The organism is Trabulsiella guamensis ATCC 49490 (genome assembly GCF_000734965.1).
GTDB lineage: Bacteria > Pseudomonadota > Gammaproteobacteria > Enterobacterales > Enterobacteriaceae > Trabulsiella > Trabulsiella guamensis.
In genome coordinates, this window is sequence record NZ_JMTB01000106.1 from 19,216 (window position 1) to 33,396 (window position 14,181).

Sequence of the window (14,181 nt, forward strand, 5' to 3'; positions counted from 1 at the left end):
AGCCTCAACAGATGTGCGCTAATGCATATAATTTTAACGGCTATTTGTCGTTTGCTCAATCTATACGCAAAGACATTTAGATGTCCAGATGTATTGACGTCTAATGTGGCAGTGGTTACTCTGTGCCCTGACCTTCACCGATTAAGCCAGGAAGCCCAGACATGACGCGTAAACAGGCCACTATCGCAGTGCGTAGCGGGTTAAATGACGACGAACAGTACGGTTGCGTTGTCCCGCCGATTCATCTCTCCAGCACCTACAATTTCACCGGTTTTAATGAACCCCGCGCGCATGACTACTCGCGCCGCGGTAACCCGACGCGTGATGTCGTCCAACGAGCGCTGGCGGAGCTGGAAGGCGGTGCGGGCGCGGTACTGACTAACACCGGCATGTCGGCTATCCATCTGGTGACTACCGTTTATCTTAATCCTGGCGATCTGCTGGTCGCGCCGCATGACTGTTATGGCGGCAGCTATCGTCTGTTCGACAGTCTGGCGAAACGCGGCTGCTACCGCGTTTTATTTGTCGATCAGGGAAATGACGCGGCGTTGAAAGCAGCGCTGGCAGAAAAACCGAAGCTTGTGCTGGTAGAAAGTCCAAGTAACCCATTGTTGCGCGTTGTCGATATTGAGAAAATCTGTCGTCTATCGCGTGAAGCCGGGGCGATTAGCGTGGTGGATAACACCTTCTTAAGCCCGGCGTTACAGAATCCGCTGGCGCTGGGTGCTGATCTGGTTCTGCATTCCTGCACGAAATACCTGAATGGTCATTCCGATGTCGTTGCAGGCGTGGTGATTGCGAAAGATCCGGACGTCGTGACTGAACTGGCCTGGTGGGCCAATAATATTGGCGTCACTGGCGGCGCGTTTGATAGCTATCTGTTATTACGAGGATTACGTACGCTGTCGCCGCGTATGGAGGTCGCTCAGCGCAACGCCCAGGCGATTGTTGATTATCTGAAACAGCAACCGCTGGTGAAAAAGCTGTATCATCCGTCTTTGCCAGAAAACCAGGGACATGAGATTGCGGCGCGTCAGCAGAAAGGGTTTGGTGCGATGCTGAGTTTTGAACTGGATGGTGACGAGCAAACGCTGCGCCGTTTCCTGAGCGGTTTGTCGCTGTTTACACTGGCGGAATCGCTCGGCGGTGTTGAAAGCCTGATCTCCCATGCCGCGACCATGACGCATGCGGGCATGGCGCCGGAAGCGCGTGCCGCCGCAGGCATTTCTGAGACGTTGCTACGCATCTCTACAGGTATTGAAGACGGTGAAGATTTAATTGCCGATCTGGAAAATGGCTTCCGGATCGCAGCAGAGGGGTAAACATGAGTGTGATTGCGCAGGCAGGGGCGAAGGGTCGTCAGCTGCACAAATTTGGTGGTAGTAGTCTGGCGGATGTGAAGTGTTACCTGCGAGTCGCAGGCATCATGACGGAATATTCGATGCCGGGCGATATGATGGTTGTCTCTGCGGCGGGCAGCACCACCAACCAGCTGATCAGCTGGCTGAAATTAAGCCAGACTGATCGCCTCTCTGCGCATCAGGTTCAGCAGGCATTGCGTCGTTATCAGACGGAATTGATTAGCGGGCTGCTGCCTGCCGGGATTGCTGATGGCATGATCAGTGAGTTTATTCACGATCTTGAGCGTCTGGCGGGTCTGCTCGACGGTGGTGTGACTGACGCGGTGTATGCGGAAGTGGTTGGCCACGGCGAAATATGGTCAGCGCGCCTGATGTCCGCCGTACTGCGGGAACAAGGGCTGGACGCCGTCTGGCTGGATGCGCGTGAATTCCTGCGTGCCGAACGCGCCGCACAACCGCAGGTGGATGAAGGCCTCTCTTACCCGTTGCTGCAACACCTGCTGGCGCAACATCCGAATAAACGTCTGGTAGTGACGGGCTTTATCTCGCGCAACAACGCGGGGGAAACGGTGCTACTGGGCCGTAACGGTTCCGACTATTCCGCCACCCAGGTTGGCGCGCTGGCGGGCGTTTCCCGCGTCACCATCTGGAGTGACGTCGCCGGGGTATACAGCGCTGACCCGCGTAAAGTCAAAGATGCCTGTCTGCTGCCGCTGCTGCGTCTGGATGAAGCCAGCGAACTGGCGCGTCTGGCGGCACCAGTGTTGCACGCGCGTACGCTTCAGCCGGTTTCCGGCAGCGATATTGATCTGCAATTGCGCTGTAGCTACACGCCAGATCAGGGCTCAACGCGTATCGAACGCGTACTGGCGTCGGGTACCGGGGCGCGCATTGTCACCAGCCATGACGATGTGTGCCTGATTGAGTTCCATGTCCCCGCCAGCCAGGACTTCAGACAGGCGCATAAAGATATTGATGTCATTCTCAAGCGCGCGCAGATGCGTCCTCTGGCGGTGGGGGTTCATGCCGATCGCCAGTTGCTGCAGTTTTGCTACACCTCAGAAGTGGTCGACAGCGCCCTGAAACTGCTGGATGAAGCCGGGCTGCCGGGCGAGCTGCGTCTGCGCCAGGGGCTGGCGCTGGTAGCGATGGTTGGCGCAGGCGTCACCCGTAACCCGCTGCACTGCCACCGTTTCTGGCAGCAGCTAAAAGGCCAGCCGGTAGAGTTCACCTGGCAATCGGAAGAGGGGATCAGCCTCGTCGCACTGCTGCGTACCGGCCCGACGGAAAGCCTGATCCAGGGGTTGCACCAGTCGCTGTTCCGCGCCGAGAAACGTATCGGCCTGGTGCTGTTCGGCAAAGGCAATATCGGCTCCCGCTGGCTGGAGTTGTTTGCCCGCGAGCAGAGCACGCTCTCGGCGCGTACCGGGTTTGAGTTTATTCTCGCCGGGGTGGTGGACAGCCGCCGCAGCCTGCTGAATTACGACGGGCTGGATGCCAGCCGGGCGCTGGCCTTCTTCAACGACGAAGCAATCGAACAAGACGAGGAGTCGCTGTTCTTGTGGATGCGCGCCCATCCGTATGACGATCTGGTGGTGCTGGACGTTACTGCCAGCGAGCAACTGGCCGATCAGTACCTCGATTTCGCCAGTCACGGTTTCCACGTCATCAGCGCCAATAAACTGGCGGGTGCCAGTTCCAGTAACAAATACCGCCAGATCCACGACGCGTTTGAAAAAACCGGTCGTCACTGGCTGTATAACGCGACCGTCGGCGCGGGCTTACCGGTGAACCATACCGTGCGTGACTTGCGGGAAAGCGGTGACGTGATCCTGTCGCTCAGCGGTATTTTCTCCGGCACGCTGTCATGGCTGTTCCTGCAATTCGATGGCACCGTGCCGTTTACCGACCTGGTCGATCAGGCCTGGCAGCAGGGGCTGACCGAGCCGGATCCGCGCGTTGACCTTTCAGGGACGGATGTGATGCGCAAACTGGTGATCCTGGCGCGTGAAGCGGGCTATGACATCGAACCGGATCAGGTTCGCGTTGAGTCGCTGGTGCCGTTGCATTGCGAAGAGGGATCCATCGACCACTTCTTTGAAAACGGCGATGAACTTAACGAGCAGATGCTGCAGCGTCTGGAAGCTGCACAGGAGCTGGGGCTGGTACTGCGTTATGTCGCGCGTTTCGACGCCAACGGCAAAGCGCGCGTCGGTGTCGAAGCCGTTCGCGCTGAACACCCGCTGGCCGCATTGCTGCCGTGCGATAACGTCTTCGCCATCGAAAGCCGCTGGTACCGAGATAACCCGCTGGTGATCCGCGGTCCGGGTGCCGGACGCGATGTCACCGCAGGCGCCATCCAGTCAGACATTAACCGTCTGGCGCAACTGCTGTAATTCTCCTTCCGCATGCCCTCTCTTCAGAGAGGGCATCATGAACTTTTTTCAACTTGCCTGAAATTTCCTCAGCCTTCATCGTGATATTTCTGTTGACGGCATCCCGCTTTTCCGTCATTTTTACATCTGGACGTCTAAACGTATAGAAGTTCGAAACACAACAGACAACGACATGAGATTGATGAGGTAAGGTATGAGCTTTTTTCACGCCAACCAGCGGGAAGCCCTGAATCAGAGTCTGGCAGAACTCCATGGCCAGATTAACGTTTCGTTTGAATTCTTTCCGCCGCGCACCAGTGAAATGGAGCAAACCCTGTGGGCCTCAATTGATCGCCTGAGCAGCCTGAAGCCGAAATTTGTATCCGTTACTTATGGCGCGAACTCTGGCGAACGCGATCGCACGCACAGCATCATTAAAGGCATTAAAGAGCGTACCGGGCTTGAAGCAGCACCACATCTGACCTGTATCGACGCCACGCGTGACGAACTGCGCACCATCGCGCGGGATTACTGGAACAACGGCATTCGCCACATTGTCGCACTGCGCGGCGACCTGCCGCCGGGCAGTGGTAAACCGGATATGTATGCGTCCGATCTGGTCGCACTGCTGAAAGAAGTGGGTGATTTCGATATCTCCGTCGCCGCGTACCCGGAAGTCCATCCGGAAGCCAAAAGCGCGCAGGCGGATCTCATCAACCTGAAGCGTAAAATCGACGCGGGCGCGAATCGCGCGATCACCCAGTTTTTCTTTGATGTGGAAAGCTATCTGCGTTTTCGTGATCGCTGCGTGGCGACCGGCATTGATGTGGAAATCGTGCCGGGGATCCTGCCAGTCAGTAACTATAAACAGCTGACGAAATTCGCCACCATGACCAACGTTCGCGTACCGAAGTGGATGGATGCAATGTTTGAAGGGCTGGACGACGACGACGCGGAAACCCGCAAGCTGGTGGGCGCTAACATTGCCATGGACATGGTGAAGATCCTCAGCCGTGAAGGGGTTAAGGATTTCCACTTCTACACGCTGAACCGCGCCGAAATGAGCTACGCGATCTGCCACACGCTGGGCGTTCGCCCGAACGTCTGAATCATGAGCGTACGTGCCTGAAGCACGTACGCTATAACAACATTATTCCCAGTTATGCAGACATTGCTGACCAAACTGGTCGGCAACCAGCAGCGCCGCATAGACCTGATCGGCCGTGACATCACCAGGCATATTGTGAATGGTTTCGCCTTCCGCACACGCCGCTTCCGCCACGATGCGCATTTTGGTCGGGATATCGTCTTCAATATCCAGCCCTGCCAGGGTTATCGGCAAGCCGACGGCGTAACAGAGCGCGGCGACAGTCTCCAGCTCCTCCTGCGGCGCGTTTTCCAGTACCAGTTGGGTTAACGTCCCAAATGCGACTTTTTCACCGTGGTAGTAATGGTGAGCGTCCGGGATGGCGGTCAGGCCGTTGTGGATGGCGTGCGCCGCGGCCAGCCCGCCGCTCTCGAAACCGACGCCGCTGAGGTAGGTATTCGCTTCGATGATGCGCTCCAGCGCCGTGGTGACGACATGTTTTTCTGCCGCCAGCATTGCTTTTTCCGCTTCTTCAATTAACGTGTTGTAGCACAGTTCGGCAAGCGCCAGCGCGGCCTGGGTGCATTTGCCGCCTGCCATTGTCGTCGCGCCGCTGCGGGCGCAGGCGCGCGCTTCAAACCAGGTCGACAGTGCATCGCCGATACCGGATGCCAGCAGTCGTGAAGGAGCGCCTGCCACAATTTTGGTATCAACGATCACCAGATTCGGATTGTGCGGCAGCATCAGGTAACGGTCGAACTCACCGGCGTCGGTGTAGATCACCGACAACGCGCTGCACGGGGCGTCTGTGGAGGCGATGGTTGGCGCAATCGCCACGGGAAGCCCCATAAAATGTGCCAGCGCTTTGGCGGTATCCAGCGTTTTGCCGCCGCCAATGCCCAACACCGCGCTGCACTCTGCGCGGCTGGCGATGACCTGCAGGCGATCAATTTCGTTTTGCGAACATTCGCCGCCAAATGGCGCAATTTCACAGTGTAATGCGGCATTTCCCAGGCTTTTGCGCAACGTGGCTTCGGCAAAGCCCAGCACAAACTTATCGCCCACGACCAGCCAACGATCTGCCATCGGTTTGAGATAATCACCAAGGCGGGTCAGAACATCTGCGCCCTGAACATATCTGCCAGGTGACTGAATGATTCTGTCCATACTCACTCCTTAAAGGTTGAGAGTGCCAAATGCGTTTTTCCAGTCCTGCTCGAATTTCTCAATAGCCGACTCTACCGCAGGCGTGCCGAGCATTTGTTGCGCTACATCTAAGGGGAGGGTGATTGCTTCGCAGCCAGCCAGTAAACAGTCGAGCGCCTGGCGCGGCGTTTTGAAGCTGGCAGCCAGCACTTTGCTTTGCGGCGCATGTAGTGCCAGCAGCGTTTGTAACTCCTGTACCATCTGAATACCGTTGCCGCCCTGCGCATCCACACGGTTGACGTAAGGTGCAACATATTTTGCCCCGGCCAGTGCGGCCAGCAAGCCCTGTGCAGCGCTGTACACCGCCGTGCCGAGCGTCGGGATCCCTTCGCGTTTCAGCTGTTTAATCGCCGCAAGCCCTTCCGCCGTAACCGGAATTTTTACGATGATACCTGGCAGCGCGTTATTCAGCCGTTTGGCTTCGGCGACCATGCCTGCGGCATCACGGCTCATGGTCTGGGCAAACAATGTTCCATTTTCGCCGACCGCGTTCTGTAGCCGGGGCAACAGCTCCCACAGCGGCTCTTTACTGGCGGCAACAATGCTCGGGTTGGTGGTGACGCCGGCCAGTGGATAAATACGGGCAAGGCGTTCAACTTCGGCGACGTTCGCGGTATCGAGATAGAGTTCCATGCGGTTTCCCCTTCAATAGTGATGCAGACAGGATAGGGCGACAGGCTATCTCCCGCTATCTGACAAATCTGCCATACGCTGGACAAATGTAATGTCAAAAGAGGAATGAGATGTAGATCACGCTTTATAAGAAGCCACAGTGAGCCGGGAGGCGAAAGGGTAAAAAGCAGGCGGGCTTCACCCGCAAACGTACAAAAATCCAGTGAATCGCGTTTTTCTCTTCCCTCGATGTGTCTCATTCTGTCGTGGGTTTCTTTTCCGTCAGCTGACTATGGTACTGGCGACGATACTCCGACGGTGAACGTTCGGTATTTTTACGGAACAAGCGGCAGAAATAGTTGCTGTCGACAAAACCGCAGGCATGCGCCACCTCTTTTACCTTCAGGTCATAGCCCTTCAGTAGCGCTCTGGCATGTTCCAGACGCGTATGATTCAGATACTCGTTAAACCCCATCACGCCGCTTTTCTGAAACAGGTGCGACAGATAATTGGGTGAGATATAAAACGCCTGCGCCACCGACTCGCGGGTGAGCGGTGATGCGTAGTGAGTGTCGATGTGTTCGCGGATGGCTTCGAACAGCGCCTGGCTGCGCGACGCCGTCTGTATCTGGCTGCCCAGCAGATCAGCGCAATGGCTTAGCAGGCTGGAAATGATTAGCCGGGCTGTAGATTGCTCATGCGGCTGCATCAGCATTTCATTGATCGCCTGCAGTAAAAAGGAGCCCACGCGCGGCCCGCGACGGGCGACGTTCTCTTTATTCAGGTTATGCAGTACGGCACCATCCCAGTGCTGGACGCTAAAACCGAGCTGTTGTTTGCCAAATAAAATACTTAACGTGGTGACCGGCTCGCGCCATTGCGGGAAATTCCAGCCACCGGCGGGCACGAACAGCACATCGTTTTCGTTCATCAGCGCCTGTTCTCCGACAATGCCGGAATCCAGCAACTGACCTTCGATTACGATCTCCAGACGAGGGAAAGGGACCTGATACGCAACGTCAGGAATTGCGCCAGTAGTGCTGGCAAAAAAGACATGGCGCAGCAGCGTGGGGCTGTTGATGATCCTGGACAGGAGATAGCTGATATCGTGGCGCATGATGTTTCTCATTCCTGTTGCGACGAGGCAACCTTACCTGTTGCGATCAAAAAAGGCCACACAAGGTGTGGCCCTTTTAGTAAACAGCGTCAATCAGCCGGTGTTACGCATACCTGCCGCGACCCCGGCAATCGTCACCATCAGCGCCTGCTCAACACGCGGATCCGGCGCATTGCCTTTCTCCTCGCTCAGGCGTGAACGGTGCAGCAGCTCTGCCTGGAGCACGTTCAGCGGGTCAGTGTAGATGTTACGTAACTGGATGGACTCGGCAATCCACGGCAGATCAGCCATCAGATGCGCATCGTTGGCGATGGCCAGCACCACTTTGATGTCAGCTTCCAGCAGCTTACGCAGCTCTTCGCCCAGCCCCCACAGTTCCGGTTTCACCAGCCGCTGATCGTAATACTCTGCCAGCCACAGGTCCGCTTTGGAGAAAACCATCTCCAGCATGCCGAGACGGGTCGAGAAGAACGGCCAGTCACGGCACATGGTTTCCAGTTCGTTCTGCTTGCCGTCTTCAACCACTTTCTGCAATGCGGCACCTGCGCCAAGCCAGGCGGGCAGCATCAGGCGGTTCTGCGTCCAGGCGAAGATCCACGGGATGGCGCGCAGGGATTCCACACCACCGGTCGGGCGGCGTTTCGCCGGGCGCGAACCGAGCGGCAGTTTGCCCAACTCCTGTTCCGGCGTTGCCGAACGGAAGTAGGGGACGAAATCTTTGTTTTCACGCACGTAGCCGCGATACATCTCGCAGGAGATGTCAGACAGTTCGTCCATGATGTGGCGCCATTCCGCTTTCGGTTCCGGCGGCGGCAGCAGGTTGGCTTCCAGAATCGCGCCGGTATAAAGCGACAGGCTGCTGATGGTGACTTCCGGCAGACCGTATTTAAAGCGGATCATCTCGCCCTGCTCGGTCACGCGCAGACCGCCTTTCAGGCTGCCCGGCGGTTGTGAGAGCAGCGCCGCGTGTGCTGGCGCGCCACCACGACCAATTGAACCGCCGCGTCCGTGGAACAACGTCAGTTCAATGCCCGCTTTTTCACAGGTTTTGATTAACGCGTCCTGGGCCTGATATTGCGCCCAGGAGGCGGCCATCACGCCCGCATCTTTCGCGGAGTCGGAATAGCCAATCATCACCATCTGTTTGCCCTGAATAAAGCCGCGATACCAGTCGATGTTGAGCAACTGGGTCATCACTTCGTTGGCGTTGTTCAGGTCGTCAAGGGTTTCGAACAGCGGTGCGACCGGCAGCGCAAAACCAATCCCCGCTTCTTTCAACAGCAGATGCACGGCCAGCACGTCAGACGGCGTTTTCGCCATTGAGATAACGTACGCCGCAATGGAACCACGTGGCGCTTCGGCAATTACCTGGCAGGTTTCCAGCACTTCGCGGGTGTCGTCGCTTGGCTCCCACTGGCGAGGCAGCAGCGGACGTTTGGAATTCAGTTCGCGGATCAGGAACGCTTGTTTGTCAGCTTCTGACCAGCTTTCGTAGTCGCCAATACCAAGATAACGGGTTAGCTCGCCCAGCGCTTCGGTATGGCGGGTGCTTTCCTGACGAATATCAATACGTACCAGCGGAGCGCCAAAACACTTCACGCGACGTAGCGTGTCGAGCAGTTCGCCGTTAGCGATAATCCCCATCCCGCAGGCATGGAGAGACCGGTAACAGGCGTACAGCGGTTCCCAAAGTTGCTCGTTTTGCGTCAGTAATCCGGCCGGTTTTGGCAATTTCTCGCCCTTCAGGCGCGCTTCCAGCCAGGCCTGCGTCGCCATCAACTGGCTGCGCAGTTTTTTCATCAGATAGCGGTAAGGTTCGGTAGCACCTTCTTCACCAACCAGCGCGCGCAGTTCGTCGGTGCAGTCGACCATCGACAGCTCTGAAATGAGCAACTGAATGTCTTTGAGGAACAGGTCAGTCGCCTTCCAGCGGCTCAGCAGCAGCACATGACGGGTGATATCGGCAGTCACGTTCGGGTTGCCGTCGCGGTCGCCGCCCATCCAGGAGGTGAAACGGACCGGCACGAAATCTACCGGCAGGCGGTAGTTAAGGTGTTCTTCGAGCTGTTCATTCAGCTCACGCAGATAATTCGGTACGCCTTCCCAGAGGCTATTTTCCACCACCGCAAAGCCCCATTTGGCTTCATCCACCGGGCTTGGGCGGTATTTACGGATTTCATCGGTGTGCCAGGACTGGGCGATCAGCTGGCGCAAGCGGCGCATCAACTGATGGCGTTCGTAATCGGCGATGTCTTTATTGTCGAGCTGTTTTAAGCAGGTGTTCACTTCAACCATTTTATGGATCAGCGTACGACGCGTGATCTCGGTCGGATGCGCGGTGAGCACCAACTCCAGTGACAGAGACTCAACGGCTTTTTTAATGGTGTCTTCGGTGAGATCGGGTTGGTCTTTGAGCTTACGCAGCGTACGGGCAATGACTTCCGGGTTGCTGGCGGCCTCGCCTTTCGGCGAAATGCTGTGATACTGCTCGGCGGTATTGGCCAGATTCAGAAACTGGCTGAAAGCGCGTGCAACAGGCAACAGCTCATCATTAGACAGATTTTGCAGCGTGGTGAGCAGTTCCTGACGGTTAGCTTCATTACCCGCGCGGGACGATTTGGACAGCTTACGGATGGTTTCGACACGATCAAGAATGTTTTCACCGAGTGCATCTTTAATTGTGTCGCCCAGTAATTTGCCGAGCATACTGACATTACTACGCAAAGCGGAATATTGTTCGTTCATGTTACCCCAGACACCCCATCTCATTTTATTTTGTTATGCCTGTCGCCCGTGAACCGGACGGCGGACAAAAAGACACCGTCTTTTATAAAGCCACGTAAAAACCCCCACGTCAATTGCTGCGAAAACGGTTCAGCAGACGAAAAAACACAGGTAATTTGCAAAAGTTAATTTGCGTTGTGTCAGATAAGTAATGCTTATAGAAATGTGAACAGGATCACGGGTTTTTTGCGCTGCCTGTTGGGATGATTTATCGGACTGACATATCAAGCTTGTGCATTGATATCCGGCATATTATCGGTGTTACGGCTTCCTGTTTTGTGTTCCTGTAGATAAAATAACCGGCGTGCAAAAATCAACCGATGATGGCGAACGGATATGACCGAACGAATTGACTATCAAATTGAAAAATATAGTTTTACGGAAGCCGATGAGCCATCTCGACTCACCCATCAGTGGCGTGAAGTGCTGGACGAGTGCCGCCAGCTCCAGGCCGGAGCGGAGGAGCGCCTGCGCATTGCGCTGCTGAATGTGGATTACGTCACCAGCTTCGAGCTTCCCTTCCGGTTGTTACTCACCCGCGCGCCGCAGTTGATCGCCGGATTGCGGGACGAGCTTCAGCTCAGCCAGAAAAGTGCGACGTTTAACGGTAAGCGTTTTGGCTGCGTTTACAGCCTTAACACCTCGTTAAGCGAAATCCCCGATGAATTTCAGTATCGCCTCTCGACCCGCATCCGCCGGGTTGATCCCACCGGCACGATGGCGACCCCTTTCCAGCAGATCGCCAAAGAGGTGAAAGCCCCGCGCGATCGCCTCAAACTGGCGCTGGAAAGCGGACTGCAGGTCACCGCGCTCGACGCTTTGTTCTGGTTCGGCATTCAGCGCGTCGCCGCAGAGATACAGCGACTGCGAAAATCGGGCATGCGCATCGCCACGTCTGAGACGAGTGTCTCCGATAATATTACCGGTACGACAAGGCTGGTGCCGGTGTATCGGGGTGAAAACGCTGAGGTAAAAGTTGGATAGCTATATTCAGCGGAGTTGTTCGGTTTAACCGAACAACTCCATTAAACCTGTTTATCACCCTTGCAGGCTAATTCAACGCCGTTTCAATACCTTTCAGCTTTTGCTTCGCCTGGGTTAATTCATCCAGCAGCTTTTGCTCCTGTTCGCTGTATGCCACCAGAACAATACAACCCTGCATCACTTTTACGGTGACGTGACGTCCGGTATCAAACCCGGCCGCACGCATCCATTTGCCGGAAAGGTGCATGCTCGGTGTGCTGGTATCGAGACCTTGCGGGCGGTATCCCACAATTATCTTGCGCTCAGTTCCGGTTTCGGTAACGTCTGGGGTAGAATGCGAATCAGCCATAATCAACTCCTTGATAGTTGGTGCGGTTAGACGCTCTCTGGTGTTGGCGCACCTTTGAGCGTTGTCAGATGTGAAATTTCATGTGGTAGGTACCACATGGACACAACCTAACCGAAGTGGTACCTACCATGCAAGAGAAAAAGAAAGCCGATTTCGACCGCAAAAAAAGCACGATGAAGAACATTCGATTTGAGGATGAGCTTTTAGAACAGATTGAGAAAGTTGCTGGAAAGGGGAATTTCAGTAAGTGGGTGAAAGAGGCATGCAAGATGCGTTTGAGCAAAACGAGTCGCATCTAATCCTGATAATAGAAGTTTTCTATCTTTTGAGATGATTTTGCTCGTAGAAATCAGGGATGTTCACACTGACTTACCAACGGGCTCCTTTCTGCTGAACTTGTAAGTAAAACTTACAGGTTGCGTATTTGTTCAGGTTTTTCTTCTTCGTAGATCACTTTGACGTGCTGTGTAATAGCCTGGCTAAAGGGGATTTGTTGATGCAAGGAGAGTGCAAAACAAGACATTTTGGCGGAAGATCACAGGAGTCGAACCTGCCCGGGACCGCTGGCGGCCCCAACTGGATTTGAAGTCCAGCCGCCTCACCGGAGACGACGATCTTCCGCGCCTGCATTGCTACATGGAGGCGGGCGCATTATAGCTACTTTCAGGCATTTACCACATCACTTCATGAACTTTTTTCGCATCATTTTGCCCTGCGATAACCTGCGTTGCATAAACCCTCATAAAATCCGCTAGTTACATTTTCACACACTCTTCCGTCCGACCGCGATCACAGAAAGCAAGAAACGTAATTTGATAACCAGATTTTGGAATACCAGCGTCCGAAACGATGGTTTAAAAATCCCGTAACCGGTTTCAATGCCCTCTTCAGGCGCAAAAGGATGAGAAAATGAAACGTGAAGTATTGTCCGTCAAAGAGAAGATTGGTTACGGCATGGGGGATGCCGCCAGCCATATCATTTTTGATAACGTCATGTTGTATATGATGTTTTTCTATACCGACATCTTTGGTATTCCCGCTGGCTTCGTCGGCACCATGTTCCTGCTGGCCCGTGCGCTGGATGCGATTTCAGACCCATGCATGGGGTTGATTGCCGACCGCACCCGCAGTCGCTGGGGGAAATTCCGTCCGTGGATCATTTTCGGTGCCATTCCGTTTGGCATTGTCTGCGTGCTGGCCTACAGCTCGCCGGATCTTTCCCACAACGGCAAGCTGATTTACGCCGCAGTGACTTACACATTGCTGACCCTGCTCTACACCATCGTCAATATTCCCTACTGCGCGCTGGGCGGCGTGATTACCGATGACCCGAAACAGCGCATATCGCTGCAGTCCTGGCGCTTTGTGCTGGCGACGGCAGGCGGCATGCTCTCCACGGTGCTGATGATGCCGCTGGTGAAGCTGATTGGCGGCGAGGATAAAGCGTTTGGTTTTCAGGGCGGGATTGCAGTGCTCTCCGTCGTGGCGTTTCTGATGCTGGCGTTCTGCTTCTTTACCACCAAAGAACGTATTCAGGTGCCGCCGAGCACCGCTTCCATGCGTGAAGATCTGCGTGATATCTGGCAGAACGACCAGTGGCGCATCGTCGGGCTGCTCACCATTCTCAATATCCTCGCCGTCTGTGTGCGTGGCGGGGCGATGATGTATTACGTCACCTGGATCATGGGCGATGCCGCGCTGTTTGCCGCTTTCCTCGGTACCTATTGCGTCGGCAACCTGATTGGCTCGGCGCTGGCGAAGCCACTGACTGACTGGAAATGCAAAGTCAGCGTGTTCTGGTGGACCAACGCCGCGCTGGCGGTATTAAGCGTGGCAATGTTCTTTGTGCCGTTGAACGACGACATCACCATGTTCCTGTTCATTTTCGTCATTGGCGTGTTGCACCAGCTGGTAACGCCCATCCAGTGGGTGATGATGTCTGATACCGTCGACTACGGCGAGTGGCGCAACGGCAAACGCCTCACCGGTATCAGCTTTGCCGGAACCCTCTTTGTGCTGAAACTCGGCCTGGCGCTGGGTGGCGCGTTGATTGGCTGGATGCTGGCGGGCGGCGGTTATGACGCTGCGGCGAAAACGCAAAACAGCGCCACCATCAGCATCATCATTGCATTGTTCACTCTTGTCCCGGCGGTGTGTTATCTGCTGAGTGCAGTGATCGCCAGACGTTACTACACCCTGAAAACCCCCTATCTGGCGAAGATCATGAGCGAACTTGCGCAGGGCGCACGTCGTCATCAACAGGAATTTGAACAGCTACCGGTTAGCAAAGAACTATGAGGATGAAA

At 55.3% G+C, this 14,181-nt stretch carries 11 protein-coding genes and 1 tRNA gene; 6 read left to right on the forward strand and 6 right to left on the reverse strand.

The window, feature by feature from the left end; translation table 11 throughout:
- The first annotated feature begins 161 nt into the window (after positions 1 to 161).
- The 3 genes from metB (at position 162) to metF (ending at position 4,844) form a co-directional block, all read left to right on the forward strand.
- Positions 162 to 1,322, forward strand: a complete 1,161-nt coding sequence (metB, locus tag GTGU_RS17910; RefSeq protein ID WP_038160252.1) for a cystathionine gamma-synthase — start codon at positions 162 to 164, stop codon at positions 1,320 to 1,322.
- 2 nt (positions 1,323 to 1,324) lie between these two features.
- Positions 1,325 to 3,757: a bifunctional aspartate kinase/homoserine dehydrogenase II gene (locus GTGU_RS17915; RefSeq protein WP_038160254.1), complete on the forward strand. Its 2,433-nt coding sequence runs from the start codon at positions 1,325 to 1,327 to the stop codon at positions 3,755 to 3,757.
- A 193-nt stretch (positions 3,758 to 3,950) separates the two neighbouring features.
- Positions 3,951 to 4,844, forward strand: a complete 894-nt coding sequence (gene metF / locus GTGU_RS17920) for a methylenetetrahydrofolate reductase (protein ID WP_038160257.1) — start codon at positions 3,951 to 3,953, stop codon at positions 4,842 to 4,844.
- Between the two features lie 42 nt (positions 4,845 to 4,886).
- Here metF and gldA read toward each other — a convergent pair whose 3' ends face one another.
- The 4 genes from gldA to ppc all read right to left on the reverse strand — a co-directional run bounded on the left by gldA (position 4,887) and on the right by ppc (position 10,503).
- A complete protein-coding gene (gldA, locus tag GTGU_RS17925; RefSeq protein WP_038160261.1) occupies positions 4,887 to 5,990 on the reverse strand; it encodes a bifunctional L-1,2-propanediol dehydrogenase/glycerol dehydrogenase in 1,104 nt (367 codons plus the stop codon).
- A gap of 9 nt (positions 5,991 to 5,999) precedes the next feature.
- Positions 6,000 to 6,662: a fructose-6-phosphate aldolase gene (gene fsa, locus GTGU_RS17930; protein ID WP_038160264.1), complete on the reverse strand. Its 663-nt coding sequence runs from the start codon at positions 6,660 to 6,662 to the stop codon at positions 6,000 to 6,002.
- Between the two features lie 235 nt (positions 6,663 to 6,897).
- Complete coding sequence (locus GTGU_RS17935) at positions 6,898 to 7,758, reverse strand: helix-turn-helix transcriptional regulator (RefSeq protein ID WP_038160268.1); 861 nt, start codon at positions 7,756 to 7,758, stop codon at positions 6,898 to 6,900.
- Between the two features lie 93 nt (positions 7,759 to 7,851).
- A complete protein-coding gene (gene ppc / locus GTGU_RS17940; protein ID WP_038160273.1) occupies positions 7,852 to 10,503 on the reverse strand; it encodes a phosphoenolpyruvate carboxylase in 2,652 nt (883 codons plus the stop codon).
- A gap of 375 nt (positions 10,504 to 10,878) precedes the next feature.
- Between ppc and GTGU_RS17945 the strand changes: the two genes are divergently transcribed.
- A complete protein-coding gene (locus GTGU_RS17945; protein ID WP_038160276.1) occupies positions 10,879 to 11,526 on the forward strand; it encodes an ECs1377 family protein in 648 nt (215 codons plus the stop codon).
- 67 nt (positions 11,527 to 11,593) lie between these two features.
- Here GTGU_RS17945 and GTGU_RS17950 read toward each other — a convergent pair whose 3' ends face one another.
- Positions 11,594 to 11,875 carry a SymE family type I addiction module toxin gene (locus GTGU_RS17950; RefSeq protein WP_038160279.1) on the reverse strand — a complete coding sequence of 94 codons (282 nt, stop codon included), beginning with the start codon at positions 11,873 to 11,875 and terminating at the stop codon, positions 11,594 to 11,596.
- 128 nt (positions 11,876 to 12,003) lie between these two features.
- On the opposite strand from GTGU_RS17950, the gene GTGU_RS24950 reads away from it, so the two are divergent.
- Entirely contained in the window at positions 12,004 to 12,174 is a 171-nt protein-coding gene (locus tag GTGU_RS24950; RefSeq protein ID WP_072012015.1) for a YlcI/YnfO family protein, read from the forward strand.
- A 226-nt stretch (positions 12,175 to 12,400) separates the two neighbouring features.
- Here GTGU_RS24950 and GTGU_RS17955 read toward each other — a convergent pair.
- A tRNA-Sec gene (locus tag GTGU_RS17955) sits at positions 12,401 to 12,495 on the reverse strand.
- A gap of 289 nt (positions 12,496 to 12,784) precedes the next feature.
- Here GTGU_RS17955 and GTGU_RS17960 point away from each other — a divergent pair.
- A complete protein-coding gene (locus GTGU_RS17960; protein WP_038160282.1) occupies positions 12,785 to 14,173 on the forward strand; it encodes a glycoside-pentoside-hexuronide family transporter in 1,389 nt (462 codons plus the stop codon).
- Positions 14,174 to 14,181: the final 8 nt, after the last annotated feature.

Coding starts and splice junctions, on each gene's coding strand:
- metB (WP_038160252.1), top strand. CDS start 162: ATGACGCGTAAACAGGCCACTATCGCAGTGCGTAGCGGGTTAAATGAC.
- GTGU_RS17915 (WP_038160254.1), top strand. CDS start 1,325: ATGAGTGTGATTGCGCAGGCAGGGGCGAAGGGTCGTCAGCTGCACAAA.
- metF (WP_038160257.1), top strand. CDS start 3,951: ATGAGCTTTTTTCACGCCAACCAGCGGGAAGCCCTGAATCAGAGTCTG.
- gldA (WP_038160261.1), bottom strand. CDS start 5,990: ATGGACAGAATCATTCAGTCACCTGGCAGATATGTTCAGGGCGCAGAT.
- fsa (WP_038160264.1), bottom strand. CDS start 6,662: ATGGAACTCTATCTCGATACCGCGAACGTCGCCGAAGTTGAACGCCTT.
- GTGU_RS17935 (WP_038160268.1), bottom strand. CDS start 7,758: ATGCGCCACGATATCAGCTATCTCCTGTCCAGGATCATCAACAGCCCC.
- ppc (WP_038160273.1), bottom strand. CDS start 10,503: ATGAACGAACAATATTCCGCTTTGCGTAGTAATGTCAGTATGCTCGGC.
- GTGU_RS17945 (WP_038160276.1), top strand. CDS start 10,879: ATGACCGAACGAATTGACTATCAAATTGAAAAATATAGTTTTACGGAA.
- GTGU_RS17950 (WP_038160279.1), bottom strand. CDS start 11,875: ATGGCTGATTCGCATTCTACCCCAGACGTTACCGAAACCGGAACTGAG.
- GTGU_RS24950 (WP_072012015.1), top strand. CDS start 12,004: ATGCAAGAGAAAAAGAAAGCCGATTTCGACCGCAAAAAAAGCACGATG.
- GTGU_RS17960 (WP_038160282.1), top strand. CDS start 12,785: ATGAAACGTGAAGTATTGTCCGTCAAAGAGAAGATTGGTTACGGCATG.